The sequence below is a fragment of the Propionicicella superfundia DSM 22317 genome, assembly GCF_000423465.1.
Classification (GTDB): Bacteria; Actinomycetota; Actinomycetes; order Propionibacteriales; family Propionibacteriaceae; genus Propionicicella; species Propionicicella superfundia.
Genome location: NZ_KE384021.1, coordinates 663,276 through 687,757, shown reverse-complemented (window position 1 = coordinate 687,757; position 24,482 = coordinate 663,276). Strand labels below are relative to the sequence as shown.

Annotated in this window: 23 protein-coding genes, 1 tRNA gene and 1 pseudogene; 15 read left to right on the top strand and 10 right to left on the bottom strand. The window is 69.6% G+C overall.

All coding sequences use genetic code 11. The annotated features are described in order from the left end of the window. Positions 1-100 precede the first annotated feature (100 nt). Entirely contained in the window at positions 101-991 is an 891-nt protein-coding gene (rfbA, locus tag G555_RS0113055; protein ID WP_028709199.1) for a glucose-1-phosphate thymidylyltransferase RfbA, read from the bottom strand. A gap of 34 nt (positions 992-1,025) precedes the next feature. Between rfbA and rfbB the strand changes: the two genes are divergently transcribed. The 6 genes from rfbB (at position 1,026) to G555_RS0113025 (ending at position 7,932) form a co-directional block, all read left to right on the top strand. After that, on the top strand, positions 1,026-2,021 hold the full coding sequence (gene rfbB / locus G555_RS0113050) for a dTDP-glucose 4,6-dehydratase (RefSeq protein WP_028709198.1): 996 nt from the start codon (positions 1,026-1,028) through the stop codon (positions 2,019-2,021). 87 nt (positions 2,022-2,108) lie between these two features. Beyond that, the gene (locus tag G555_RS0113045; RefSeq protein WP_028709197.1) at positions 2,109-2,825 is read left to right on the top strand and encodes a LolA-like protein; all 717 of its coding nucleotides are present in this window, start codon (positions 2,109-2,111) and stop codon (positions 2,823-2,825) included. Between the two features lie 37 nt (positions 2,826-2,862). Continuing rightward, positions 2,863-4,251 (top strand): sugar nucleotide-binding protein, encoded by a 1,389-nt coding sequence (locus G555_RS0113040; protein ID WP_028709196.1) that lies wholly within the window; start codon positions 2,863-2,865, stop codon positions 4,249-4,251. A gap of 134 nt (positions 4,252-4,385) precedes the next feature. After that, positions 4,386-5,591: a DUF1015 family protein gene (locus G555_RS0113035; protein ID WP_028709195.1), complete on the top strand. Its 1,206-nt coding sequence runs from the start codon at positions 4,386-4,388 to the stop codon at positions 5,589-5,591. Positions 5,592-5,629: 38 nt separating this feature from the next. Further along, the gene (scpC, locus tag G555_RS0113030) at positions 5,630-7,141 is read left to right on the top strand and encodes a succinyl-CoA:acetate CoA-transferase ScpC (protein ID WP_028709194.1); all 1,512 of its coding nucleotides are present in this window, start codon (positions 5,630-5,632) and stop codon (positions 7,139-7,141) included. A gap of 92 nt (positions 7,142-7,233) precedes the next feature. Then, complete coding sequence (locus G555_RS0113025) at positions 7,234-7,932, top strand: hypothetical protein (protein WP_028709193.1); 699 nt, start codon at positions 7,234-7,236, stop codon at positions 7,930-7,932. Positions 7,933-8,017: 85 nt separating this feature from the next. Here G555_RS0113025 and G555_RS19975 read toward each other — a convergent pair whose 3' ends face one another. Together G555_RS19975 and G555_RS22365 are read right to left on the bottom strand one after the other, a co-directional pair. Continuing rightward, positions 8,018-8,878 carry a class II fructose-bisphosphate aldolase gene (locus G555_RS19975; RefSeq protein WP_036922565.1) on the bottom strand — a complete coding sequence of 287 codons (861 nt, stop codon included), beginning with the start codon at positions 8,876-8,878 and terminating at the stop codon, positions 8,018-8,020. Between the two features lie 173 nt (positions 8,879-9,051). Continuing rightward, complete coding sequence (locus G555_RS22365) at positions 9,052-9,810, bottom strand: hypothetical protein (RefSeq protein WP_156887556.1); 759 nt, start codon at positions 9,808-9,810, stop codon at positions 9,052-9,054. Between the two features lie 375 nt (positions 9,811-10,185). Here G555_RS22365 and G555_RS0113010 point away from each other — a divergent pair, with 375 nt between their 5' ends. Then, positions 10,186-11,028, top strand: a complete 843-nt coding sequence (locus G555_RS0113010; RefSeq protein WP_028709191.1) for an NAD-dependent protein deacetylase — start codon at positions 10,186-10,188, stop codon at positions 11,026-11,028. Between the two features lie 38 nt (positions 11,029-11,066). Here G555_RS0113010 and G555_RS0113005 read toward each other — a convergent pair whose 3' ends face one another. After that, on the bottom strand, positions 11,067-12,110 hold the full coding sequence (locus G555_RS0113005; RefSeq protein ID WP_051209070.1) for a Gfo/Idh/MocA family protein: 1,044 nt from the start codon (positions 12,108-12,110) through the stop codon (positions 11,067-11,069). Positions 12,111-12,398: 288 nt separating this feature from the next. On the opposite strand from G555_RS0113005, the gene G555_RS0113000 reads away from it, so the two are divergent. After that, positions 12,399-13,115: a VIT1/CCC1 transporter family protein gene (locus tag G555_RS0113000; RefSeq protein ID WP_245581269.1), complete on the top strand. Its 717-nt coding sequence runs from the start codon at positions 12,399-12,401 to the stop codon at positions 13,113-13,115. Positions 13,116-13,260: 145 nt separating this feature from the next. Here G555_RS0113000 and G555_RS0112995 read toward each other — a convergent pair. After that, positions 13,261-13,334: transfer RNA gene (locus G555_RS0112995), tRNA-Gly, on the bottom strand. Positions 13,335-13,441: 107 nt separating this feature from the next. Continuing rightward, a complete protein-coding gene (locus G555_RS19965; RefSeq protein WP_156887555.1) occupies positions 13,442-14,029 on the bottom strand; it encodes a hypothetical protein in 588 nt (195 codons plus the stop codon). A gap of 141 nt (positions 14,030-14,170) precedes the next feature. Between G555_RS19965 and G555_RS19960 the strand changes: the two genes are divergently transcribed. Genes G555_RS19960 through G555_RS19955 form a run of 3 tightly spaced genes read left to right on the top strand, consistent with a single transcriptional unit; the run spans position 14,171 to position 16,919 of the window. Continuing rightward, positions 14,171-14,836, top strand: a complete 666-nt coding sequence (locus G555_RS19960; RefSeq protein ID WP_051209063.1) for a DUF1707 SHOCT-like domain-containing protein — start codon at positions 14,171-14,173, stop codon at positions 14,834-14,836. Positions 14,837-14,886: 50 nt separating this feature from the next. Then, positions 14,887-15,378 carry a PH domain-containing protein gene (locus G555_RS0112980; RefSeq protein WP_028709188.1) on the top strand — a complete coding sequence of 164 codons (492 nt, stop codon included), beginning with the start codon at positions 14,887-14,889 and terminating at the stop codon, positions 15,376-15,378. After that, the gene (locus G555_RS19955) at positions 15,375-16,919 is read left to right on the top strand and encodes a PH domain-containing protein (protein WP_051209061.1); all 1,545 of its coding nucleotides are present in this window, start codon (positions 15,375-15,377) and stop codon (positions 16,917-16,919) included. The genes G555_RS0112980 and G555_RS19955 overlap by 4 nt, the downstream gene beginning before the upstream one ends. A gap of 39 nt (positions 16,920-16,958) precedes the next feature. Here G555_RS19955 and argS read toward each other — a convergent pair whose 3' ends face one another. Next, complete coding sequence (gene argS / locus G555_RS0112970) at positions 16,959-18,593, bottom strand: arginine--tRNA ligase (RefSeq protein ID WP_028709187.1); 1,635 nt, start codon at positions 18,591-18,593, stop codon at positions 16,959-16,961. 77 nt (positions 18,594-18,670) lie between these two features. Here argS and G555_RS0112965 point away from each other — a divergent pair, with 77 nt between their 5' ends. Next, positions 18,671-19,501, top strand: coding sequence for an aldo/keto reductase (locus tag G555_RS0112965; RefSeq protein WP_028709186.1), 831 nt, complete (start codon positions 18,671-18,673; stop codon positions 19,499-19,501). A 79-nt stretch (positions 19,502-19,580) separates the two neighbouring features. Beyond that, positions 19,581-20,183 (top strand): DUF5701 family protein, encoded by a 603-nt coding sequence (locus G555_RS0112960; RefSeq protein ID WP_211223251.1) that lies wholly within the window; start codon positions 19,581-19,583, stop codon positions 20,181-20,183. 17 nt (positions 20,184-20,200) lie between these two features. On the opposite strand, the gene G555_RS0112955 is transcribed toward G555_RS0112960, so the two are convergent. Continuing rightward, a complete protein-coding gene (locus tag G555_RS0112955; RefSeq protein ID WP_051209058.1) occupies positions 20,201-20,878 on the bottom strand; it encodes a SanA/YdcF family protein in 678 nt (225 codons plus the stop codon). A gap of 64 nt (positions 20,879-20,942) precedes the next feature. Continuing rightward, a complete protein-coding gene (gene pgi, locus G555_RS0112950; protein ID WP_028709183.1) occupies positions 20,943-22,619 on the bottom strand; it encodes a glucose-6-phosphate isomerase in 1,677 nt (558 codons plus the stop codon). A gap of 269 nt (positions 22,620-22,888) precedes the next feature. Between pgi and G555_RS0112945 the strand changes: the two genes are divergently transcribed. Together G555_RS0112945 and G555_RS0112940 are read left to right on the top strand one after the other, a co-directional pair. Next, a complete protein-coding gene (locus tag G555_RS0112945; protein ID WP_028709182.1) occupies positions 22,889-23,191 on the top strand; it encodes a hypothetical protein in 303 nt (100 codons plus the stop codon). Between the two features lie 37 nt (positions 23,192-23,228). Beyond that, positions 23,229-23,996 (top strand): hypothetical protein, encoded by a 768-nt coding sequence (locus G555_RS0112940; RefSeq protein WP_211223250.1) that lies wholly within the window; start codon positions 23,229-23,231, stop codon positions 23,994-23,996. Between the two features lies 1 nt (position 23,997). Here G555_RS0112940 and G555_RS21380 read toward each other — a convergent pair. Then, a pseudogene (locus G555_RS21380) lies at positions 23,998-24,479 on the bottom strand (DUF2716 domain-containing protein). Between the last annotated feature and the right edge of the window lie 3 nt (positions 24,480-24,482).

Below are 24,482 nucleotides of genomic sequence, written 5' to 3'. Positions count from 1 at the left end.
CGAAATATACCCGTCGGGCAACTACGGACAATCTGTACCGACGGGTACAGCGTCTCGCGAGACGGCGTTCTCACACGAGGTGCTCGACGCCCGGGCCGAGCTACCGCGCCGGCACCGGCCAGTCGTCGTCCGCCAGGAGCTTCAGCAGGTAGTCGCCGTAGCCCGACTTGCCGAGCGCCCGGCCTCGCTCGGCGAGCGCCTCGTCGGAGAGGAACCCCCTGCGCCAGGCCACCTCCTCCGGGCAGCCGACGAGAAGGTCCTGCCTGGCCTGGATCGTGCGGACGAAGTTGCTCGCATCGTTCAACGAGTCGAACGTCCCCGTGTCGAGCCAGGCCGTGCCTCGCGGAAGCACATCGACGTGCAGTCGCCCCTGCGCCAGGTAGGCGCGATTCACGTCGGTGATCTCGTACTCCCCGCGCGGCGACGGTTGCAGGCTTCGCGCAACGTCGACGACCTGCTCGTCGTAGAAGTAGAGACCGGGCACCGCGAACGGGGATCGAGGCCGGGCGGGCTTCTCCTCGATCGACAGCGCGCGCCCCTCGGCATCGATCTCGACGACGCCGTACGCCGTCGGGTTCGCGACGCGATAGGCGAAGATGAGGGCCCCGTCGAGACCCTCCGCGACACGGGCCAGGTTCGTGCCGAGGCCCTGCCCGAAGAAGATGTTGTCGCCGAGCACCAGGCAGGACGGGCCTCCGGCGACGAAATCCGCGCCGATGGTGAACGCCTGCGCGAGTCCCTTCGGCTCGGGCTGCACCGCGTAGCTGATGTTGATCCCGAACGCGGACCCGTCGCCGAGCAGCCGCTGGAAGGACTCCTGCTCATGCGGCGTATTGATCACCAATACGTCCTGGATACCGGCAAGGATCAGCGTTGACAAGGGGTAATAGATCATCGGCTTGTCATAGACGGGGACGAGCTGCTTGCTGTTCGCCATCGTGATCGGATGGAGGCGCGTCCCCGAACCGCCAGCGAGAATGATGCCGCGCATAGGGGCAGTGAATCACAGGACATAGGATCCCGTCATGACCCGACTTCTCGTGACCGGGGGCGCAGGCTTCATCGGTGCGAACTTCGTCCATCAGGTGTTGGAGTCCACCGACGACGTCGTCACCGTCCTGGACTCCCTGAGCTACGCCGGCAACCGGGCGAGTCTGCCCGACGACGGGCCGCGGTTCCGGTTCGTCCGCGGGTCGGTCGCCGATCCAGCCCTGCTGGACGACCTCGTCCCGCGCCACGATGCCGTCGTCCACTTCGCGGCGGAGTCCCACAACGACAACTCCCTGCTCGACCCGTCGCCCTTCATCGACACGAACATCGTGGGCACCTTCGAGCTGTTGCAGGCCGTCCGGCATCACGACGTCCGCTACCACCACATCTCGACCGACGAGGTGTACGGCGACCTCGAACTCGACGATCCGGCACGGTTCACCGAGACGACGCCCTACAACCCCTCGAGTCCCTACTCGGCCAGCAAGGCCGGCTCCGATCTGCTGGTGCGCGCCTGGGTCCGGTCGTTCGGCGTCCGCGCGACCATCTCCAACTGCTCGAACAACTACGGCCCCTACCAGCACGTCGAGAAGTTCATCCCGCGGCAGATCACGAACCTCATCGACGGCGTCCGGCCCCGGCTCTACGGCGCGGGGCTGAACGTCCGCGACTGGATCCACGTGCGCGATCACAACCTCGCGGTGCTGCGCATCCTCGAAGCCGGGACGATCGGCGAGACCTACCTCATCGGGGCCGACGGAGAGCTGAACAACGTGACGGTGATCCGGCTCATCCTCGAGCTCATGGGCAACGATCCCGACGACTTCGATCACGTCACCGACCGGCCGGGCCACGACATGCGCTATGCGATCGACGCGAGCCGGTTGCGCGCCGAACTCGGCTGGGCGCCGGTGTACCCGGACTTCCGCGCGGGGCTCGCCGCCACGATCGCCTGGTACCGCGACAACGAGGCGTGGTGGCGGCCGATGAAGGACCAGACCGAGGCGAAGTACGCGCGCACCGGCCAGTAGCCGGCAGGACCACACGCCGGCGGCGGCGACGACCCCCTGGCCTGCGAGACTGGGCGGGCTCTCGATCCCGAAGACGGAAGTGACACCATGCGCACAAAAGCCCTCGTCGGCGCGGCCGGCCTCGCCATCGCACTCGCCCTCGGCGGGTGCAGCGCGCCGGGCGGCGCCGCGCAGACCGGCGCCAGCAGCCCCACGCAGACCAGTGCGCCGGCCGAGTCGTACACGCCGGGGCAGTCCGTCGACACGGCGCTCCTCACCGCGAAGATGCAGGCAGGGTCCGACTCGGTCAAGACCATGCACGTGACGATGACCATGGAGGGCGAACTGGCCGCCGACGTCGTGGGCGACGTGGATCGGAGCAACCCCGACAAGCCGGCGGTGTCGCTGACCCTCACGCAGAAGTCGGGCGAGCAGTCCCTCGACTACATCCTCATCGACGGCGTCACCTACATCTCCGACGACGGCGCCAAGACGTGGACCAAGGACGCATCCGACACCAGCGTGTCCGGGGCGATCCAGCAGCAGGACAAGTACCTGGAGTACCTCACCAAGGCCGTGTACACCGGGGAGGAGACGGTGAACGGCGCCACCGCCCGCGTCTTCGAGCTGACCGTGGAACTCCCGTCGGACGCGAGCGCCGAACTCGGCGGCTACAAGGTCTGGCTCGACGAGCACGACCGGACGGTCCGCTACCAGATGACGTCCACGGTCTCCGACATCAAGACGGTCTCCGACGTCACGAACAGCAAGTTCAACGAGCCGGTGACGATCACGGCTCCCCCGTCCAGCCAGGTCACGGGCTGACCCACGGCACCTGCCGCGCGCCCGATACGCTCGCTGTATGGCTGACCTGTCCCTGCAGCACACCGCGATCCCGGGTCTCCTCCGGCTGACGCTGCCCGTCCACGGCGACGCTCGGGGATGGTTCAAGGAGGCTTGGCAACGGGAGAAGATGACGGCGCTCGGCCTGCCCGATTTCGGCCCCGTCCAGGCCAACCAGAGTTTCAACGCCGACCGCGGCACGACCCGCGGACTGCACGCCGAGCCGTGGGACAAGCTCGTCTCCGTCGCGGCCGGGCGCATCTTCGGCGCCTGGGTGGACCTGCGGCCCGGACCGGGCTTCGGCCGGAGCGTGTCGTTCGAGTGCGGCCCCGAGACGGCCGTGTTCGTGCCGCGAGGGGTTGCGAACGGCTTCCAGTCGCTGGCGCCCGACACGGTCTACACGTACCTCGTCAACGACCACTGGAGCCCCGCCGCGCGCTCGTCGTACGCCTATGTGAACCTCGCCGACGAGCAGGTCGCCGTGCCGTGGCCGATCCCCCTGGCGGAGGCCATCGTGTCCGACGCGGACCGAACCCATCCGCGGCTGCGCGACGTCACAGGGGTCCCGCCGAGGACGACGGTCGTGCTGGGGGCGAACGGCCAGCTCGGCAGGGCGCTGCGCGCGCTGCTGCCCGGGGCCGTCGCGCTGACCCGGGACGACCTCGACCTGGGCGATCCCGCCGCGGTGGCCGGGTACGACTGGCGCGGCGTCGCGACGATCGTCAACGCCGCCGCCTACACGGCCGTCGACGCGGCGGAGACGAACGCCGGGCGCGCGGCGTGCTGGGCGACCAACGTCACCGCCGTCGCGCGCCTGGTCGAGATCGCGCGACGACACCGGATCCATCTCGTCCAGCCGTCCAGCGAATACGTGTTCGACGGAACGCGGAGATCCCATCCCGAGGACGAGGCGCCCGCGCCGCTGGGCGCGTACGGGCAGTCGAAGGCCGCGGGGGACGCCCTCGTCGCCACGCTCGGCGACCGGTACCACATCGTGCGCACGAGCTGGGTGTTCGGCGACGGCCGCAACTTCGTGCGGACGATGGAGGGGCTGGCGCGGTCGGGTCGCCCCGCGCGCGTCGTCGCCGACCAGACGGGCCGTCTCACCTACGCCCCCGACCTGGCGGCCGCGATCGTCCATCTGCTCTTTGTGCAGGCACCCGCCGGGGTGTACAACGTGACCAACTCCGGACCGGTGCAGTCGTGGGCCGACATCGCGGCCGACGTGTTCGAACTGTGCGGACGGGATCGCGGCGACGTGACACCGATCTCCACCGAGGACTACGTCGCCGGGCGCGCAGGGGTGGCGCCTCGGCCGCGGAACAGCACGCTCGACCTTGACAAGCTCGCCGCCACGGGATTCGAGCCGGTCCCCGCGCGTCGCCGGCTCGCCGAGTACCTCGCCTGAGACGCCCGTCGGCAGCAGGTGCGGCCCTCCGCGCCGCCTCGATCGGCCAGGCACAGGGCGGCCAGGAATGCGCAGCGGCTGGATCGGACAGGACCGGCCGTGCTCGGCACCGTGGCTCCGATAGGTTGGCGGTCATGCCGCGATTCTTCCCGTTCCCCGCGCTCCGCTACGCCCCCGGATCGGACCTGAGCGCCGTGACCGCACCGCCGTACGACGTCCTGTCCGAGGCCGATGTCACGGCTCTCGCCGCCCGCGACCCGCACAACATCGTCCACGTGGACGTGCCGAGCGGCGACCCGGGCAGCTATGAGGCCGCCGCGGCGACGTTGCGGGAGTGGGTGCGCACCGGCGTCCTCGTCCGCGACGAGCGCCCGTCGTTCACGATCTACCGGATGCGCTTCACCGACCCCACCGGCGCCACACGGCAGACATCGGGCGTGCTCGGGGCGCTCGGGGTGTACGACTACGCCGAGCAGCAGGTGCTGCCCCACGAGCGCATCACACCCAAGGCGTCGACCGATCGACTCGACCTCACCCGTGCGACGCGCGCCAATCTGTCCCCCGTCTGGGGACTGTCGCTCGCCGAGGGATTGACGGCAGCGTTGGAGAAACCGGGAGAACCGGTGGGCATCCTCACGGAGGACGGCGTGACGCACATCGTCGAGCGGGTCACCGATCCTGCGCGATTGGCGGCGATCGAACAGATCGTCGCGCGCGACGCCGTGCTCATCGCCGACGGGCACCACCGCTACGGCGTGGCCCAGACCTACCGGGCCGAGCGGGAGGCCGCAGCGGATCCCGGCGGCGCGGACACCACGCTGGCCTTCCTGAACGAGCTGGTCGCCGACCAGCTCAGTGTCGCCGCCATCCACCGTCTGTACGCCGGCGTTCCGTTCGCCGATCTCCGGGTGGCCCTGGCGGCCTGCTTCGATCTCTCCCCGGGCCCGTCCCCCGACGCCGCAGCGCTGCGTCGGATGGACGAGTCCGGGCGGTTGCTGCTCGTCGCGCCGGACGGCTCGACCGAGTGGCTGGCTCCCCGTGCCGATGCGTTCGACGGGGTCCGGGACCTCGACGGCGCCCGGCTGGAACGCGCGCTGGACGGACTGGACGCACACGTCACGTACCAGCACGGCGTCGCGGAGGTCGTCGAAGCCCTGTCCGGCGGTCGGTTCTCGGCCGCCGTCCTCATCCGTCCCACCTCTGTGGCCGAGATCGTCACGACGGCTCGCGAAGGATTGCTGATGCCCCCGAAGTCGACCTTCTTCACGCCGAAGTTGCAGACCGGGCTCACGATCCGGGAGATTGCCCAACCGTCCCAAGTCGACAACCCGTCCCGGTAGCCTGTCTCGTAGTTCAGAATCTGTAGAAGGGTCCAGCAATGACGCGAATCGCGAACGCTGCTCTTCGAGCCAAACTCACCACGGCCGAAGAAGCAGCGAAGTTCGTCAAACACGACATGAATGTCGGCATGAGCGGGTTCACCGGCTCCGGTTACCCCAAGCTGCTGCCCGGCGCCATTGCGGCCCGGATCGCCGAAGCCCACGATCGCGGCGAGGAGTTCAAGATCGGCGTCTGGACCGGCGCGTCCACGGCTCCTGAGCTGGACACGGCGCTCGCCGAGGTCGACGGGATCAAGTTCCGCACCCCGTACCAGTCCGACCCCATGATGCGCCGCAAGATCAACGACGGCACGTCCGACTATGCCGACATCCACCTGTCCCACCTGGCCCCGATGGTGTGGGCGGGCGCGCTGGGAAAGCTCGACCTCGCCATCATCGAGGTCACGTCCATCAAGGAGGACGGAACCGCCGTCCCGTCGTCGTCGGTCGGCAACAACAAGTCGTTCCTGGACCTGGCCGACAAGGTCATCCTCGAGGTGAACTCCTGGCAGAGCGAGGGTCTGGAGGGGATGCACGACGTCTACTACGGCACCCGCCTCCCACCCGACCGCAAGCCGGTCATGATCACCAGCGTCGGTGACCGCATCGGCCAGCCCGTCTTCAACATCAACCCCGAGAAGGTCATCGCCGTCGTCGAGACCGACCACGAGGATCGCAACACACCGTTCAAGGCGGCCGACGCCGACTCCGAGAAGATCGCCGGGTACCTGCTCGACTTCCTGCAGAACGAGGTCAAGCAGGGGCGGCTGCCGAAGAACCTGCTCCCGCTCCAGTCCGGGGTCGGGAACGTCGCCAACGCCGTGCTCGTGGGCCTCATGGAGGGCCCGTTCGAGCAGCTCACCTCGTACACCGAGGTGATCCAGGACGGCATGGTCGACCTGCTGGACGCCGGCAAGATGACGGTCGCGTCCGCCACGGCCTTCTCGCTGTCGCCCGAGTACGCCGCGAAGATGAACCGCGAGGCGCAGGACTACGCGCACAAGATCATCCTCCGGCCGCAGGAGATCTCGAACCATCCCGAGATGATCCGCCGCCTCGGCGTCATCGCGTGCAACGGCATGATCGAGGCCGACATCTACGGCAACGTGAACTCGACCCACGTCATGGGCTCGCGCATGCAGAACGGCATCGGCGGTTCGGCCGACTTCACCCGCAACGCGTACATCTCGGCGTTCGTCACGCCGTCGGTGGCCAAGGGCGGCGCGATCTCGTGCATCGTGCCGATGGTGTCGCACCACGACCACACCGAGCATGACGTGCAGGTGCTCATCACCGAGCAGGGCCTCGCCGACCTGCGGGGGCTCGCACCGCGGAGGCGCGCGAAGAAGATCATCGAGAACTGCGCGCATCCGGCCTACAAGGACATGCTGCAGGAGTACTTCGACCATGCGACGAAGACCGCGAACGGCCAGCAGACGCCGCACGACCTGCGGCAGGCGCTGAGTTGGCATGTCCGGTTCCTGGAGACCGGCACGATGCTTCCCGCCTGATCCATACCCGATACAGGCCAGGTGGCCGTCCGGGACGCGCGTCCTGGGCGGCCACCGGCACGTTCTAAGCTGGACTTCCGAAAGGAGCGCGCATGAGCCTGCCACCGGCCGAGTCGTCCGACGCCGCCATGTCCCGTCCCGGACCACCGGTACCGACCATCCCGGCCACCTCGGTGACACCCCCGGCGCCCGGGTCTCCCGCACCGGCCGGGATGGTCGCGATGCCGGTCGACGGAGGCATCGCCACGCTTCCTCCGCCCGACGAGACCCCGCGGGACCGCTCCCCGCTCAGTCCGCGCACCGGCGAGCCGCGCCGTCCGATCCTCATCTGGGTCGCGGCCGGGCTCGGACTCGCCGCCACCGCCATCGTGGCCGTCGCACTCGCCCTGGTGATGTGGAACTCGATCCCCGCGTTCGCCGAGGCGTCCTGGATCAACGCCCGGATGCAGACAGATCCCGGCTCGTGGGTTCGCGTGGCGTTCTCGATCATCAACGCCGTCGTCGCCGCCGGCGTCGGCGGGGCGACCGCGTTCGTCGGCTACCACGCCTTCTCAGGAGCGGACTGGACCCGCTGGGGCGCGATCGCCGCGGCCGCGGTCTCGCTGCTCTCGCTGATGCTCACGCCGCTCGCGGCCGCGAGCATCGCGCCTGCCGCGCTCGCCGCCCTCGTCGTGTGGCTGCCGCCGTGCCGGCGCTACTTCAACGCATGGACCGCCTTCCGGGAATGGAAGGTGACGCGTGTCGCGCTCCCCGAGCGGATCGCCTACGGCCCGCTTCCGAGATACCGCTGAGCGCCGCCCGAGACGCGCATAGCGACCCACCCGAAGGGCATAAGGAAAGGGCGTGCGGAGCATCCGCACGCCCTTTCCTCGCAGATCAGTTCACATGGCCCTCGTACAGGCACTGGACGAGGGTGTCGATGTTCTTCTCGATGGCGAGACCGGCCGCCACCGCCGCGGCGACGAACACGTACGTGTCGGGCTTGTCGACGAGCAGTTGCTTGACGGCTTCGAGCGCGGCCTTGTCGGCGTAGGTGTAGTAGTTGATCTTCTTCACCCCGCGGGAGATGCACTCGCGGTACTCCGCCGGGCTCAAGCCGGATCCGCCGTGCATGACGATCGGCACGCCGGTGCGCTGCCGCAGCGTCGAGATGAGCTCGTAGTTGATCTTCGGGTCGGCCTTGTACAGCCCGTGGACGGTGCCGAAGGAGCATGCCAGCGCCGTGACGCCGGTCTGCGCGACGAACTCCGCAGCCAGGTCGGGATCGGTGTAGAGCGACTCGTCGCCGATGCCGGTGGTCGAGTCGGCGCCGTCCTCACGGCCGGGCATGACGCCGAGCTCGGCCTCGATGCCGTAGCCGTACTCGTTGGCGAGGGCGACGACCCGCTTCGTGGTCGCCAGGTTCTCCTCGTAGGGCAGGCGCGAGCCGTCGTACATGGCGGAGTTGAAGCCGACGTCGAAGCCACGCTTCACGTAGTCGAACGTCTCGCCGTGGTCGACGTGCACGACGAGGGGGGCGCTGGAGCGCTTGGCCAGCTCGACCATCGCGGGCCCGATGTTCTCGATCGTGTTGACCGACTCGTGGACCTCGGCGTGCTGAATGATCAGCGGGATGTTGTGCCGCTCCGCCACCTTGATCGTCGCCACCAGCATCTCGAGCGTCGGGGTGTTGATCGACGCGATGCCGCAGTTGTTCTTCTCGCCGAACTCGAGGGCTTCCTTCAAGCCGATGAGCATGTGTACTCCTTTGTCACGCAGAGCGGAAATGTCGAAGGGTCAGTTTCGATCGCCAGTGTAGATTTGCCCGCCGGTCGCGACCGGGGCGCCCGGGAGAACCAGCATCTGCGCGCTCGGCGCGAACCGGGCCTACCGGCGGACCGTGCGGAGGCTCCCCGCACGGGCCCGGAGGCTCACCAGGAGCTGCGGCGCACGGGCGCCGAGCGGACCACGAAGACGCTCAGGCACACGGCGTAGGCGATGCCGAAGACGATGAGGGAACCGGCGTTCGTCGCTGCGTTGTCTGCCGCGAAGCCCATGGAGAGGGTGAAGGTGAGCCGCTCGGCGAACTCGAACGCGCTCCCGAAGGCCCACCACGGCTCCGCCGTCACCAAGAACCAGTACGCCAGCGTCGCCACCGCCAAGACGATGCCGACCGCGATCCGGCCCCGCTGCGGCCGGCTGCCCGCCGCCAGCCGGTACAGCGTCGTGGCCAGCCAGGCCATCGCGACGTATGCCGCGAGCCGGAGGAGCCCGATGCCGGCCAGATACCAGGCGGCGACGAGACCCGGCAGAATCGCGCCCGCCATGGCGGCGAGTCCGCGTCCGACGCGCTCGGCGGGCCCGTTCGCTCCTGCCGGAGGCCCGGCGGGTGCGGCCCAGCCCGGCTGGGCCGCACCGCTCCCGGGTGGTCCGAACGGCGCCGGATAGGCCGTGGCGGGCGTGCCGGTGCCGGGCCCGGGGTACGCGACGGCCGGAGCCGGCTGCGGGGCGGGTGCCGCCGAGGGCGGCGTGGGCTGCTGCGGGGGCGGGACGGCGCGGTCGGCACCGGTCTCGGGCCCTGGTGTGCCCGCGGGGCCGAGACCGGCCGCCCAGGCGCTGCTCGTCGGCGCGACGAAATCGGGCATGCCGACCGGCGGCTCCTGCTCGTGTCCACGCGGGTCGCTGGTCACAGGGTCGCCTCCCGTCGGTCTCCGGCTCAAGCCCTCGCGGCGGCCGGCGCTTCGCCCGCGGCGTGAGCGCCCGAACCCCTGAACGCCTGTCCACGCATGACACTACTAGGGCGCGTCTCGCAGCGAGAGGCTCATCGCCCCCGTAGCGCGAGGGCTTCTCTCGGACCCGGCCCGGCTTGAGCGGGCAGCCACCCCCACCGACTGCGGGCTGGGCGCGCCCTTACCGGGTAGACGCGCCGTGGGCGGGCTCAGACATGAAGGTACATCGAAGGATGGGCAAGGCCAGTTCTCATCATGAAGACACGCACTGACCCCCGGGTCGCGTCCGGTCGCGGCGCCCGGGCGGGGTGCGGTTCGGTGAGGTATAACCGAAGCGTGCCCGTATCCATCTCCGACCTCACCTCTCTTCTCCGCGACGCTCGCTGGGTGGCGCTGACCGGCGCCGGCATCAGCACCGACTCCGGCATCCCCGACTACCGCGGCCCCCATGCGCGTCCCACCAAGCCGCTCATGTTCCAGGAGTTCCTGTCCTCCGAGGCGCACCGGCGGCGGTACTGGGCACGGGCGATGGTGGGCTGGACGACCATCGGATCGGCGCAGCCGAACGCCGGGCATCGCGCCCTCGCCGGCCTCACCGACAGACGCCTCCGGGGCATCATCACGCAGAACGTGGACGGTCTCCACCAGGCGGCGGGCAGCGACGGCGTCGTCGAGTTGCACGGCACGCTGGCACAGGTGAGGTGTCTGTCGTGCGGAGCGATCGTGGCTCGCGAGAGCATGCTGGAGGCGCTGGAGGACGCCAACCCGGGCTGGCGCGACCGCCTGCCCCAACCGCCCGACAGCCCGGACTATCGGACGCCCGAACGGCTGCGGCCCGACGGCGATGCCGAGGTCACCGACTGGCAATGGGTGCGGCTGGTCTCCTGCGGCGTGTGCGGCGGCATCCTCAAGCCCGACGTCGTGTTCTTCGGCGAGTCCGTGCCGAGCCCGCGGGTGCAGCTCAGCTATTCGATGGTCGACGACGCCGATGCCCTGGTGGTCGCCGGATCGTCGCTCACGGTCATGTCGGGGCTACGGTTCGTGCGTCATGCCGCGAAGGTGGGCAAGCCCGTCGCGATCATCAACAGGGGGCCGACACGCGCCGACGAGTTGGCCGTCGTCCGGCTCGACGCCGGCACATCCGAGGTTCTCACCGCGCTGGAGCGCTCCCTCGTCTGACCGCCCCGGCGTCCGAGCACCCGCGATCGGCCCCGTCGTCACTCACCGGGGAACGCGACTCCGAGCCGGCGCCGCACCTCGTCCATGATCTCCATGACCTCCATGGTGTCCTGCCAGGTCATCAACGGCGACTGGGTCTCCCCGGCCGCGATCCGGCGGGCCACTTCGGCAGCCTCGTACTGGAATCCCCCGGCATGTCGTCCGGCGAGGCGCTCCGTCCTTCCGTCGTGAAGCGTCAGCACGGCGTCGGACGGGTTGTAGAACGTGCGCTCGATGTCGATGCGGCCGTCGGTGCCCGAGATGGTTGCCGCGTTGGCCATCCCTGTGAGCATGGACGCCTGCGCGACGGTGAGCGTCACGGGGCCGTGGCGCAGCACGATGGTCTCGGCGGAATCGACCCCCCGGTCGGTCAGCGACCCGAAGGCGTGGATCTCGTCGGGCTTGCCCAGCAGCGCGTGCGCGAACGACAGGGGGTAGACCGCGAGGTCCAGCAACGCGCCCCCGGCCAGGCGCGGGTTCCACAGCCGGTGCTCGGGACCGAAGACGAGGTGCTGTCCGTGTTGGGCGTTGATCGCGACGATCTCGCCGAGGAGGCCGCCGCGGACCGCCGCGACCACGGATCGGTAGTGCGGCAGGAACCGCGACCACATCGCCTCCATCGCGAACAGTCCCCGGCTCTGCGCCGCCGCGAACACCTCCCTGGCCTCGGCGGCGCTGCGGGCGAACGCCTTCTCGACGAGGACGGGCTTGCCGGCCTGCAGGGCGAGGAGCGCGTGATCGCGGTGCTCGCTGTGCGGCGATGCGATGTAGATGGCGTCGAGGCCGGGGTCCGCGACGAGCTCCTCGTAGGAGCCGTACGCACGCGCGACGTCCATCTCACGCGCGAAGGCACGTGCCCTGTCGAGGCTCCGCGAGCCGACGGCGGCGATCGTCGAGGCGGTATGCCGGGGAATCTCCGTCGCGAACCGATGCGCGATCCCTCCCGCGGCGAGGATCCCCCAGCGCAGGCCGGGGGCCTCCGCGGGGTCGGGGTAGGCGGCGGCGGGCGCGAGCAGCGGCGCGACGGGATCGGTGGCGGTCATGGCGCCAGCCTAAGGCGTGCGTGCGGCCGGCGGCCGGGCGATCCCGCACCGACGTCTTGTCCCGGCGAGGCCCGGGCCCGGCGCCCCGCGCCACACCGGTCACGAGCCGAAGATCCCGCGGAATCTTTTCATCCATTTTCTTGGGTTATTTCTCGGCCCGAACGCACGGCGATCTGGAAACGCCTTGCCGTACAGGGATACCGCACTTCGCATAAGGCCGACCTAACCGGCTATTTGGTTAGCCGAACCTTCGTTGAAGGAATTCTCGGGCATTGCTTGACTATGCCTGTGACCGAGGTGATTCCCGCTATCGAAACCGACGACCGGCAGATCGGGCGCCGTCTGAACTGGCTGCGCGCGGGCGTGCTGGGGGCCAACGACGGCATCGTGTCCGTCGCGTCCTTGGTGGTCGGTGTCGCGGGCGCGACCACGAGCACCTCGGCGCTCGCGACCGCAGGCATCGCCGGGCTGGTCGGTGGGGCCATCTCGATGGCCCTGGGCGAGTACGTCTCGGTCAGCAGTCAGCGCGACAGCGAGCGAGCGCTCATCGCGCGGGAGCGTCACGACCTCGCCACCCGGCCCGACGCCGAGCTCGCCACGCTCGCCTTGCTCTACCGCCGGCGGGGTCTCTCCGCCTCGACCGCCGACACCGTCGCCAGGGAACTCACGGCGCACGATGCCCTGGCCGCACATCTGGAGGTGAAACTCCACATGGACGCCGACGATCTCGTCAGCCCCGGACACGCCGCCCTGTCGTCGGCGGTCTCGTTCACCTTCGGCGCGCTGCTCCCCCTGCTCGCGATCCTGCTCCCGCCCGCCGGCCTCCGCGTGCCCATCACCTTCGCCGCGGTGCTGGTGGCCCTCGCCCTCACCGGGTCGCTGTCGGCTCACATCGGCGGCAGCGGGAAGCGTCGTGCAACCCTCCGGCTCGTCGGGGGCGGCCTACTGGCGCTGCTGGCGACCTGGCTGATCGGGTCGCTCCTGGGCACGACGGGCATCGTCTGAGACCTGGGCGGCGACACGTCCCGGCCAGGGTCGGCCGCAAGAAGGGACGTAGCTACGCCAAGGCCGCGAAACTACCGGGGGACCGGTAGCTTCGCGGCCTTGGCGTAGCTACCCGGCCCGAAGCGTCGTCACGCCGAGGCCCTCATGGAGCGGGCGACGGGAATCGAACCCGCACTGGCAGCTTGGGAAGCTGCTGTTCTGCCATTGAACTACGCCCGCAGTCTGCAACAGCCCTGACAGTCTAGCCAATCCGGCAGCCCCTCGCATGTCGCCGACGCGGCACGCCCGCCGCGACGCGAGGGCGGCCGCGGCCGTGGCGCGGATCGTCAGACGCCGACCCGGGCGGCGGCGCGCGCCACCGCGGCGAGGAGATCGTTCCGGGAGCGCTCAACCGCTCTCCGGCCGACCGGGTCATGGTCGACGACGACCTCGGCCAGGCGGCGTTCCGGCTCCATCGGCTGCCCGCTGGAACCGACGGAGAGCTCCAACAGCGTGAGCAGGTCGAGATCGGCCGGCGGCGGCTGCCGGAACTGCGACAGCTCCCTGGCCAGGCCACGCTCCTCGGCCTCGGCTCGCGCGCCCGAGTGGTACGCCACCAGGGACACGACGCACGCCGGTGCGCGCACCGCGTCGAGGAACCGGGCGCCGTCGAGCGGCGGGAAACCCGTGTCACGGACCAGCGGTCCATGCCCGATCTCGAGAAGCCACGCCGCGACGGCGACGCGCCCGGGGACACGACCTGTCGCCAGCCAGGACTCGCCCAGCGCTCCGACACCCTGCACGTGGGCCCACAGGGCGCCGGTATGCCAGAGATGGGCCGCCGCGGCCGATCGGGCGGCCGCGACGTCCCACGTCAAGGTGGATCCGGGATCGATCATGGAGGACGCCGGGGCAAGCGGGGGGTTTCGACTCACGAGGGCGATTCTACCAACGGGTAACAGGCGACAAAAGCGCGACGGGCCTCGTTCTCGTCCCCGTCAGGGATCGCCCTGGCCCTCCCCCGTGATCGTCGCCGAGCCCTGTCTGACGCGCGCCGCGGGGCATAACGTGCCGGTATGAGCAGCTTTCACGAGCCCACCGACGTCGGGCCGGCCGTCGGCGGGGACAAGCCCGTCTCCGAGGCGGACAAGCAGCAGGTGCTCCATCTCCTGCAGACCGCGTACGACGACGGGCGCCTCACGCCCGACGAGCTCGAGTCACGGCAGGCCGGCGCCCGGGACGCGCAGACGTTCGACGATCTCATTCCGCTCACTCGCGACCTGGTCCCGGTCGATCAGCCACCGACGTACACCGTGACCTCCCCCGCACCGGAAACCCCCGCCACGCCCCTCTCCCAGGACTCCGAGTCGTCCGACACGATCGTGGCGGTCTTCGGCGGCGCCACCCGCAAGGGGAACTGGGTCGTTCCTCCGAAGATCCACATCACGGCGGCCTTCGGAGGTGCCGAGATCGACATGAGCCGCGCGACCTTCACCAGCGACGTCGTCGAGGTGACCGTGTTCGCCGCATTCGGCGGAGTCAGCGTGATGGTCCCCGCACACGCGCGGGTGATCGACCGCACCTCCGGCGGTCTGTTCGGAGGCATGGAGATCCAGGTCCCGCACGAGATAGACCAGCGCCTGCCGACGATCATCGTCAAGGGGTTCGCGCTCTTCGGCGGCGCGGACGTCAAACCTCCCAAAGGCTCGAACGGCGGTGGGCACGGGGCATCCGCGTCCTGAGCTTCTGCCGCGAGAAGGCCCCCGTGTCGCGAATTGCCTAGGCTCGTCCCATGGACGACGCGCTCTTCGCCCCGCCGGCCGCGCACTGGACCCGGCCGGCGCCCGCCTACCTGACCGTGAAACGGATCACGTCGCTGACCGGCTGGGGGGTCGCGGTCATGGCAGTCGTCATCCCGCTGGCCGTCCTCGTGCGCGGTCCGTGGCCCTGGGTGGCAGGCGTCGCCGGACTCGGCATCATCGCCTGGCGACAGCTCCGGCTCGGCCGATGGTTCCGGCGGTGGGGGTATGCCGAGCGTGAGGACGCCCTCTACATCACCTCGGGATTGTGGTGGCGCTCGTTGACGATCGTCCCGTACGGCCGAATGCAGGTCGTCCACGTCCAGGCCGGGCCGCTCGACCGCGCGTTCGGACTCGCCGCGGTCGAGCTCGTCACCGCCAGCGCCGAGTCCAACGCCCGCATCCCCGGATTGGCCCGGGCGGAGGCCGAACGTCTGCGCGACAGCCTCAGCGAGCGGGGCGAGAGCCGCTCGACGGGCCTGTGAGCGACCCTCGGGACGCCGGCGTCCCAGGCGGCGTCGATCCGGCCGGGCCGGATGCGCCGCCACGGCGCACCGAGCGGCCCCACCCGGCCACGCCACTGCTGCGCGGCTGGATCGCGGTGCTCGGCATCGTGCTCTATCTCGGGCGCGAGACGATCTCCGATCTCGCCAACGGCCGCAGGCCCCTCAACCCGCTGGAGTGGAGGCTCGGCGCCACCGTGTACTACGGCATCGCGGGAGTCCTGCTGCTGATCCTTCTCGTCATGTTCGCGTCGTGGTACTTCACCCGCTTCGTCATCGACGAGGACGAGTTGCGCATCGAATCGGGCGCCGTGTTCCGGCAGTCGCGCCGCATCCCCTTCACGAAGGTGCAAGGGGTCGAGGTCATCCAGCCGTTCACGGCCCGCCTCTTCGGCCTCGCCGAACTCGTCATCGACGCCGGCGCCGACCAGCCCACCCGGCTGCGCTTCCTACGCCGCGACCAGGCCTACCGGTTCCGCGACTACCTCCTCCTGCGGGCGCACGGGGAATCCGCCACGGTCGCCGCGACACCCGTGAGCGGATCCATCCTGCAGGACGTGGGCGGCTCCGACCTGGTCATCACCCGGATCGGCCCCGGAGCGCTGATCACGGCCGCCCTGCTGTCGTCCGAGGTGTACGTCACGATCCTCATCGCGGTCGTCGTGGCCGTCCCGCCACTCCTGCTCGGAGCGGGCTGGATCGCGCCGGCGGCCCTCATCGGTCTCGCCCTCAGCGCATTCGGATACCTCAACAAGGTCGCGCTCACCCAGTTCAATTACGTGCTCGCCCGCTCCGGTGCCGGGTTGAAGATCACCCGGGGCCTGACGTCGCTCACGAGCCAGGCGCTGCCGCCGCGCCGGATCCAGGCCCTGCGGATCAGCCAGGCGCTGCTGTGGCGCCCGCTCGGGCTGTTCCGCGTCGACATGGACGTCCTCGGCGCCCACACCGAGGACATGGACGACACCGGCTCGTCACGCAGCAGCATCCTCATGCCGGCGGGACGCCGTGAGCAGGTGGATGCCGCGCTCGCCGCACTGTGGCCGCAGGCCGACCCGGACGCCGTCGTGTTGCACGGCTCCCCTCGGCGGGCACGCTGGCTGCGCCCCGTCACCGCCCACACACTGCGCTACGGCGCCGACGCCGTCCTCGCCATCACGGCGGCGGGACTGTTCAGCCGGCACAAGGCGCTCGTCCCCCACAGACGGGTACAGTCGGTCCGGGTCGTGCAAGGTCCGCTTCAGCGACGCCTGGGGCTCGCTGACGTTCAGCTCCATACCGTGGGAGGGGTCATTTCGATGGTCGCCAAGCATCTCGAGCCTGCGCAGGCCCGGGCGTTCGCCGAGCAGGAGATCGTCGCCTCCACCCACGCGACGTCCGACGGCACCGCCGGCGCGCAGACCGGGCCGGGGCGCTCCTCCGGGTCCGCGACTGCGCCGGCGACGCGCTCGGAGGCGCTCGGCTGGCCGCGTCCGGGCGACGAACCGCACCCCGGCCTGGGCTTCCCTCATCTCCACTGGCGCTGACCCCTCAGAGCCTGCGTTCCCGCCCCGGAGCGGCGCCGGTCACATTCGTTCGGGCGCCTCGATGCCGAGGAGGTCGAGGCCCTTGGCGAGCACCTGCTGCGTCGCCCGGCACAATGCGAGCCGTGAGGCGCGCACCGCGCCCTCGCTCTTCAGCACCGGGCACTGTTCGTAGAACACCGACAAGGACGTCGCCACCTCGTACAGATACCCGCACAGGCGATGCGGCTGCAACGTCTCGGCGACCTCGTCCACAGCCTCCCCGAAGCGGCTCAGCAGCAGAGCCAGCGTGTGCTCGGCAGGCTCGGTCAGCACCGACACCACATCGAAGTCGATACCCTCGGCCTGCGCCTTGCGCAGGATCTGCGACACGCGAGCGTGCGCGTACTGCAGATAGGGACCGGTGTTCCCGGTGGTCGCCACCATCCGCTCGACGGCGAACGTGTAGTCCTTGTGGAGGCTGTTCGACAGGTCGGCGTACTTCACTGCGGCGATGGCGATGGGCCGCGCCGCGACCTCTTCGGCGGCATCCAGCAGCGACGCCAGTGTGACGGTCGAGCCGTCCCTCGTCTTGAACGGCTTGCCGTCCTCCCCGAGGATCGAGCCGAACCCGACGTGCTCGGCCGAAACGCGCTCCGGAAGCCACCCGACCCGGCGTGCGACCGTGAACACCTGTTCGAAATGGTGGGCCTGCGGGGCACCGACAACGTAGATGATCCGGTCGGCATGCAGGATGTCCACGCGGTATCGCACGGCGGCCAGGTCGGTCGCCGAGTACCCGAATCCCCCGTCGGACTTGCGGACGATGAGAGGGGCCTCGTCGTCGGTGAGGAACACGCACAGCGCGCCGTCGTCGATGACGGCGATCCCGGACGACTCGAGGTCGGTCACGACGGCGGGCAGCATGTCGTTGTAGCGGGACTCCCCCATCAGATCGTCGTCGGTGAGCAGGACGCCGAGACGCCGGTACGCCTCGTTGAAGCCCGCTTTGGAGACGTCGATGAGCAACTGCCAGATCGCGCGCGTCTCGGGATCGCCGGACTGCAGCGCCACAACCCGGTGGCGCGCCCGCTCCGCGAACTCGGGATCGTCCTTGAAATGCGCATTGGCCTCCCGGTACAGCGCCGCTGCACCCTCGAGACCCAACGCCGACACGTCGACGCCCTGCTCCAGGATGTGCTCCACCAGCATCCCGAACTGGGTTCCCCAGTCGCCGATGTGGTTCGCGGCGATGACCTTGTGGCCCTGCGCGGACAGCACGCGGCGGAAGCAGTCGCCGATGATGGTCGACCGCAGGTGCCCCACGTGCATCTGCTTGGCCACGTTGGGAGCCGAGTAGTCGATGACGACCGTCTGCGGATCGGCGACGACGTTCACTCCGGCGTCGGCGTCGGTGAGGATGTCCGAGACGACCGCCGCCAGCACGGATGCCTTGATGCGGAGGTTGATGAAGCCCGGCCCTGCCACCTCCAGAGGCTCGCACAGATCGTCCAGCTCCACCTCGGACACGATCCGCTGCGCGACGTCGCGCGGCCTGGCCCCCTCGGCGTTCGCCAGGCGCAACGCCACATTGGACTGGTAATGGCCGAACTGCGGCTTCGTGGCGGGCCGCAGCTCCGGGTCGATCCCGGCGACCGCGCGCAGCCGGGCACTGAGAAGTGAGGGGAGAGAGAGCATGCGTGCATTCTCGCATGGCGGCCCCGGGGTTCCCGAGGGACTAACGTGGGATGAGCTGAACGACGAAGAGGAGCGTTATGAACGTGCCGCACCTGACCCTCAACGACGGCCACGAGATCCCCCAGTTCGGCTTCGGGGTCTTCAAGGTCTCCAACGACGACATCGTCGCATCCGTCCGGACGGCGCTCGAGGCCGGGTACCGCCACATCGACACCGCAGCCGTGTACGGCAACGAGGCCGGCGTCGGCCAGGCGATCCGCGAATCAGGCATCCCGCGAGAGGACCTGTTCGTCACCACGAAGCTGTGGAACGACAGCCAGACGCCCGGGAAGGCGCGCGCCGCCATCGAGGAGTCGCTCACGCGACTGGGCCTCGACCACGTCGACCTCTACCTCATCCACTGGCCGCAGCCCATGTTCGGCGAGTACGTCGGTGCGTGGGAGAGCCTGATCGCGTTCCGGGACGAGGGGCTCACGACGTCCATCGGTGTCTCGAACTTCAACGCCGACCACCTGGATGCCGTCATCGCGGCGACCGACGTCGTCCCGGCTGTGAACCAGATCGAACTCCACCCGACGTTCGCGCAACCCGACCTGGTTGCGTATGACGAATCGCTCGGCATCCGGACCGAGGCATGGGGTCCCCTCGGCCAGGGGCGCGGCGAGCTGGACGAGCCGGGCATCGTCGCCGTCGCCGCCGAGGTCGGGCGGACACCGGCACAGGTCACGCTGCGCTGGCACATCCAGCGCGGGATCATCGTGTTCCCCAAGTCCGTGACTCCGCACCGCATCGAGGAGAACTTCGCCATCTTCGACTTCGAGCTCACCGATGCGCAGATGGCCGCGATGGACGCCCTCGACGCCGGCAGGCGTGGCGGGGCCGACCCGCTCGCCTTCACCGCGCGCTGAGGTGCGACCGTCACCCCGGTCCGCGGGCCGGGTCGGCGTGCCGGGCGGCCGGGATCTCCGCGACGCCGTAGCGATCCCGGTGACCGACCAGGTGGAGGCTCTCGTCGCGCGCGCGGTGCCGCAGGCGGCGGGCATGTCCGAGCGCCGGTTTCGGTCCCTGGCCGCCGGGCTGACCGGCGCCGGGCTCGTCTGCGTCCACCCGTCGCTCGTGCCCGCCTCGCAGCTCGCCCCGCTGCTGCGCGTCGGTGGGCGAGCGGGTTTCGTGGTGCAGGACATGACCGATCTGGACGAGTTCGTCCCGATCGCGTCGGTCGACGTGCCGCAACGGCCCCTGTACCTGCTGTCGGGGATCGACCGGGGGGACACGCTGCGCGGCATGACCCCCGACGCGGCGTTGCCGGTGATCGCGGACGCGGGGCGCACGCCGCTCACGATCGGCGAAGGCATCAGTTGGCTGCTGCAGGATCCGGCGCGACTCGAACCCGGGCACTGCTTCATGTGCGCCGCCTCCCGCAAGCCGACGGCACGCGGGTCCGACGCGCGCGTCCCCGCGATCTGGATCAGTCGCGGCACCGGTCGCGACGGCATCGCTCGGCGCAACGCGCCGAAGATCGGGTGGTGCTGGGCGGGAAACCAGCATGACTGGCTGGGTTTCGCCTCCGCTGCTGCGCGCCGCGGCTGAACGCGGCGCACGAGGACTCAGCCCTTCAGCGCCTCGTCGACGGACGTCTCGCGGGCGCCGAGCACCGGCTGGCGATCGGTGAGGATGTCGTAGGCCATCTTGTAGTTCGCGAGCAGTTCGCGTGCCTGGCCCAGCGTCCACTCCTGCGAGTACACGCTCACCGAGTCGTCCCCGACGCCCTCGGCGTCCACTCCGACCGCACGGCAGGTCGCGACCGCGCGCATCAGGTGGTAGCTCTGTGTCACGACCGTGAGCCGGTCGACGCCGAAGATCCGCTTCGCCCGCACGCAGGAGTCGTACGTGTCGAAGCCCGCGTAGTCCGCGACGATCCGCTTGGCCGGAACACCGGCGGCGATGAGGTACGTCCGCATGATGTCGGGCTCGTTGTAGTGCGATGTCCCGTTGTCCCCCGACACGAGGATGACCGTGACCTTGCCGGCCGCGTACAGCTCGTGTGCGAGGTCGAGGCGCGCCTTCAGGAACGCCGAGGGGCTCCCGTCGGCATTCACGGCGGCCCCGAGCACCAGGGCCACGGGGGTCTCCGGCACCGATGCCGCGTCGGAGTACAGGTGACCTCCGGCGGTCGAGTCCACGTAGACCTTGGCGACGAGGCCCGCGCTGAGCACCAACGCGAGCACGGTGAACAGCGTGACGAGGATGCCCTTCACGACACCACCGGTGCTCGAACGCGCCATGGTGCCGAGGGTACCTGCCGCCGGCTGCCCGGTGCGGCAGCGACGCCCGGGCAGCCCGCGGGGCTCAGCGCCGGCGGCGCTCCCGGTAGTAGGTCACCAGCGCCTGCGTGGACGCGTCCTGCGCCGCAAGCGCGCCGGCGTCCCCCGCCACGGCGGGGTAGATCTGCAAGGCGAGCTGCTTGCCGAGTTCGACGCCCCATTGGTCGAAGCTGTCGATGCCCCACACGACGCCCTGGACGAAGGTGATGTGCTCGTACAGCGCGATGAGCTGCCCGACCACCGACGGCGTGAGCGCCGGCGCCATGATGGAGGTCGTCGGCCGGTTGCCCGGGAACACCCGCGCCGGGACGATCGCCTCCGCCGTGCCCTCGGCACGCACCTCGTCGGCGGTCTTGCCGAAGGCCAGCGCCGCCGTCTGGGCGAAGAAGTTCGCCAGGAACAGCTCATGGACGTCCTTGTCGCCGTCGGTGAGCGCATGCGCCGGGTTGGCGACGGCGATGAAGTCGGCCGGGATGAGCAGCGTCCCTTGATGGATGAGCTGGTAGAACGCGTGCTGGCCGTTGGTGCCCGGCTCACCCCAGAAGATCTCCCCGGTGCCGCTGGTCACCGGGCTGCCGTCGGAACGGACGCCCTTGCCGTTGGACTCCATGGTGAGCTGCTGCAGGTAGGCCGCGAACCGGTGCAGGTACTGGGCATACGGCAGGACGGCATGGCTGGCGGCCCCGAAGAAGTTCACGTACCAGACGTTCAGCAGCCCCATGAGCGCGGGGACGTTCTCGGCCAGCGGCGCCTCGGCGAAGTGACGGTCGACGGCATGGAACCCCGCGAGGAGGTCGGCGAAGCTCTCCTTGCCGATCGCGACGGCGACGGCCGTGCCCACGGCGGAGTCCACCGAGTAGCGCCCGCCGACCCAGTTCCAGAAACCGAACGCGTTGGCCGGGTCGATGCCGAAATCGGCGACGCGGTCGAGGGCGGTCGACACGGCCACGAAGTGCTTGGCGACCGCGGCGGTCCGGGCGTCCTCTGTGTCGGCGATCGCGCCGGCGGCGAGAAGCCCGTTCCACAGCCACTCGCGGGCGAGTCGCGCGTTCGTGAGCGTCTCCAGGGTGGTGAAGGTCTTGGACGCCACGATGAACAGCGTCGTCTCGGGGTCGAGGCCGGCCGTCTTCTCCGCGACGTCGGCGGGATCGATGTTGGAGACGAACCGGCACTCCAGACCGTCGCGGACGTAGGGCTTCAACGCCTCGTAGACCATGACCGGCCCCAGGTCGGAGCCTCCGATGCCGATGTTGACCACGGTCGCGATCGGCTTGCCGGTGACGCCGACCCACTCGCCGTCACGCACCTTGTCGGCGAACGCGTATACCTTGGACAACACCTCGTGCACCTGCGGCACGACGTCCACGCCGTCGACGACCAGCGAGTCCGTCGCGGGGCGTCGCAGCGCGGTGTGCAGCACCGCACGGTCCTCGGTGACGTTGATGTGCTCGCCGGCGTACATGGCGTCGCGCCGCGCCGGAAGACCGACCTGTTCGGCGAGTTCCACGAGCGCTGCCAGAACCTCGTCGTCGACGAGGTTCTTGGAGAGGTCCACATGCAGGTCGCCCACGGCGTAGCTGAATCGCCGAGCGCGATCCGGATCGGCCGCGAACGCGCCCCGCAGATCGGGGACGAACGCGGAATGAAGGCTCGCGAGCCTAGCCCACGCGGGGGTGGCCGTCGCGTCAACGGGAGCTGTCATAGCGCCACACTAGTGGACGAGGCCCCGTCGTGGACCCGTCGGTTCGTGGCCCTACCAGGGCGGGACCGGGTGCGGCCCGGGCTCATACCGGCGACCGTTGATATCCGAACTGCGTGAATGCCATGCCAAGAAGCTGGGCGACCGCGGCCAACTACGCTGAGACCATGTCGCTGGGCAGAGGTTGGCGGACGCCGATACCGCCTGGTCGCTGGGAAGAGCGACTGGATGAGTACGAAGCCGCGGTAGCGCGCGGCGTTCCTCTCCAGCACATGGTCGACATCGTGAGGAGCATCATCACTTCGGGTCGCGCCGACGAACTCGGCTCGGCGACGTCGCACTTCGACTTGATCGTCGCCGCGCAGCCTGCCGACGAGCCTCCGTTTGATGTCATTGCAGTGCGAACGTTGGCGGGGCTCAGGCCGCCGCCGAATGACCGCGTACGGATCGAGCACCAGTCGTTGACCGGCCACGACGACTCGATTGATCGGCCAGTGACCGAGTCCGTCCGCTTGTTCTGGCGGTTCGTCGTCGAGAAGTTCGGCATCGAGCCCGCCCTTTCGAGCCATGACTGATTGGCGCTCTCGTTGGATGGCGACCGTTGCCAGCGACGTGAGCACGCGGGATGGCATCGGCTGGGAGTTCACCGACTTCCAGCAGCGAGACGTCTGGGCAGTGTTCCGCGAGGACGGTGGCGACTTTCCGGTGTTCTCCGCGGCGCGCGGAGAAGGGGCCTTGCCGCCGCTGGACGAACTTGAAGCGATGACCCGAGAGGCGGTCGCCGATCTGTTGGCGGCTGCGGGTCTTCCGGACAACGTCGGGTGGATCACGAAGAACATCTCGGCAGCGCTGCTGCTGGCCTCGTGCGAGGTCGTCGGCTGGGAGGGCGAGGAGTGGGCACTCGAGTCCCGTAGTGACGACGTTGCACTCGCCTGGGCGATGCCAACCGACGGCCGCACGCCCTTCGCGTGGCTCCGGGCCAGGGGCACCGATCGCGACTCCTTGATCACCGTCTATCAGGACGATGCGGTATTCGGGCTCAGCTTCCTCCCGACCGTCGACCTGCAGTTGCCCGGGTCCGACGAGGGCTCGCTTCGCTCACGCCAGGATGTCCCGTTGGTCGCGGGCCGTATCAACAAGGTCGAGGTCGTGCTCGACACTTTGGTTGAAGGCGGCTCCGCGCCCGGGTTGGTCACCGAGGTCCTACTTCACGGCGACGCGTCGTCTTCGCTGCTGCTCGCAGCCGAGTCCTACTCCCGCGGCGAATGGCACCTCTACGACGAGTCCGTTGTGGTGCTGCCAGACGTCTCCGCATCCGATGCGATCGACTGGATTCCTCCTAGGCGGAAGTGGCGTCCGACTGAAGCACCGGGTCGGTAAATCAGACGACGCTCTGGCGGTGTTTGGGTAGCCAGGTGAGCAACTCGGCACCCAGAGTGGCGACGAGCTCGTCGCCCCAGATGGTGAGTGTCTGTTGCCACGGGTGGCCGAACGAGCCCCAGCGGAGGTCGGGCGTCATGTGCGCGTGGTAATCGCCGTCGGGGAAGACAGGGATGGCTGCGCTGCCGTCGGGGAGTGCCTGGCGTCCTGGCGAGTGGCGGTAGGCGGATGTTGCCAGTCGAGGGCAACGAGATCCTCGTCTTCGGCGAGCCAGACGAAGGCACGCAGGGCAGCGGCGTTGATGGCCGCCTCCCCGGCAGCGAACCGCGGGCCGTTCTGCTCGAACACTGGACTCAGGTCGATGACGAGAGAGCCAGGCGGGAGCTGGATCGCCGGACGATCGCGCTCGTAGTAGTTGGCAACGAACCCGAACCGATCGTTGAACGGCGTCAACGCTGAGTCGTAGTCGACTTGGAGCCACACGTC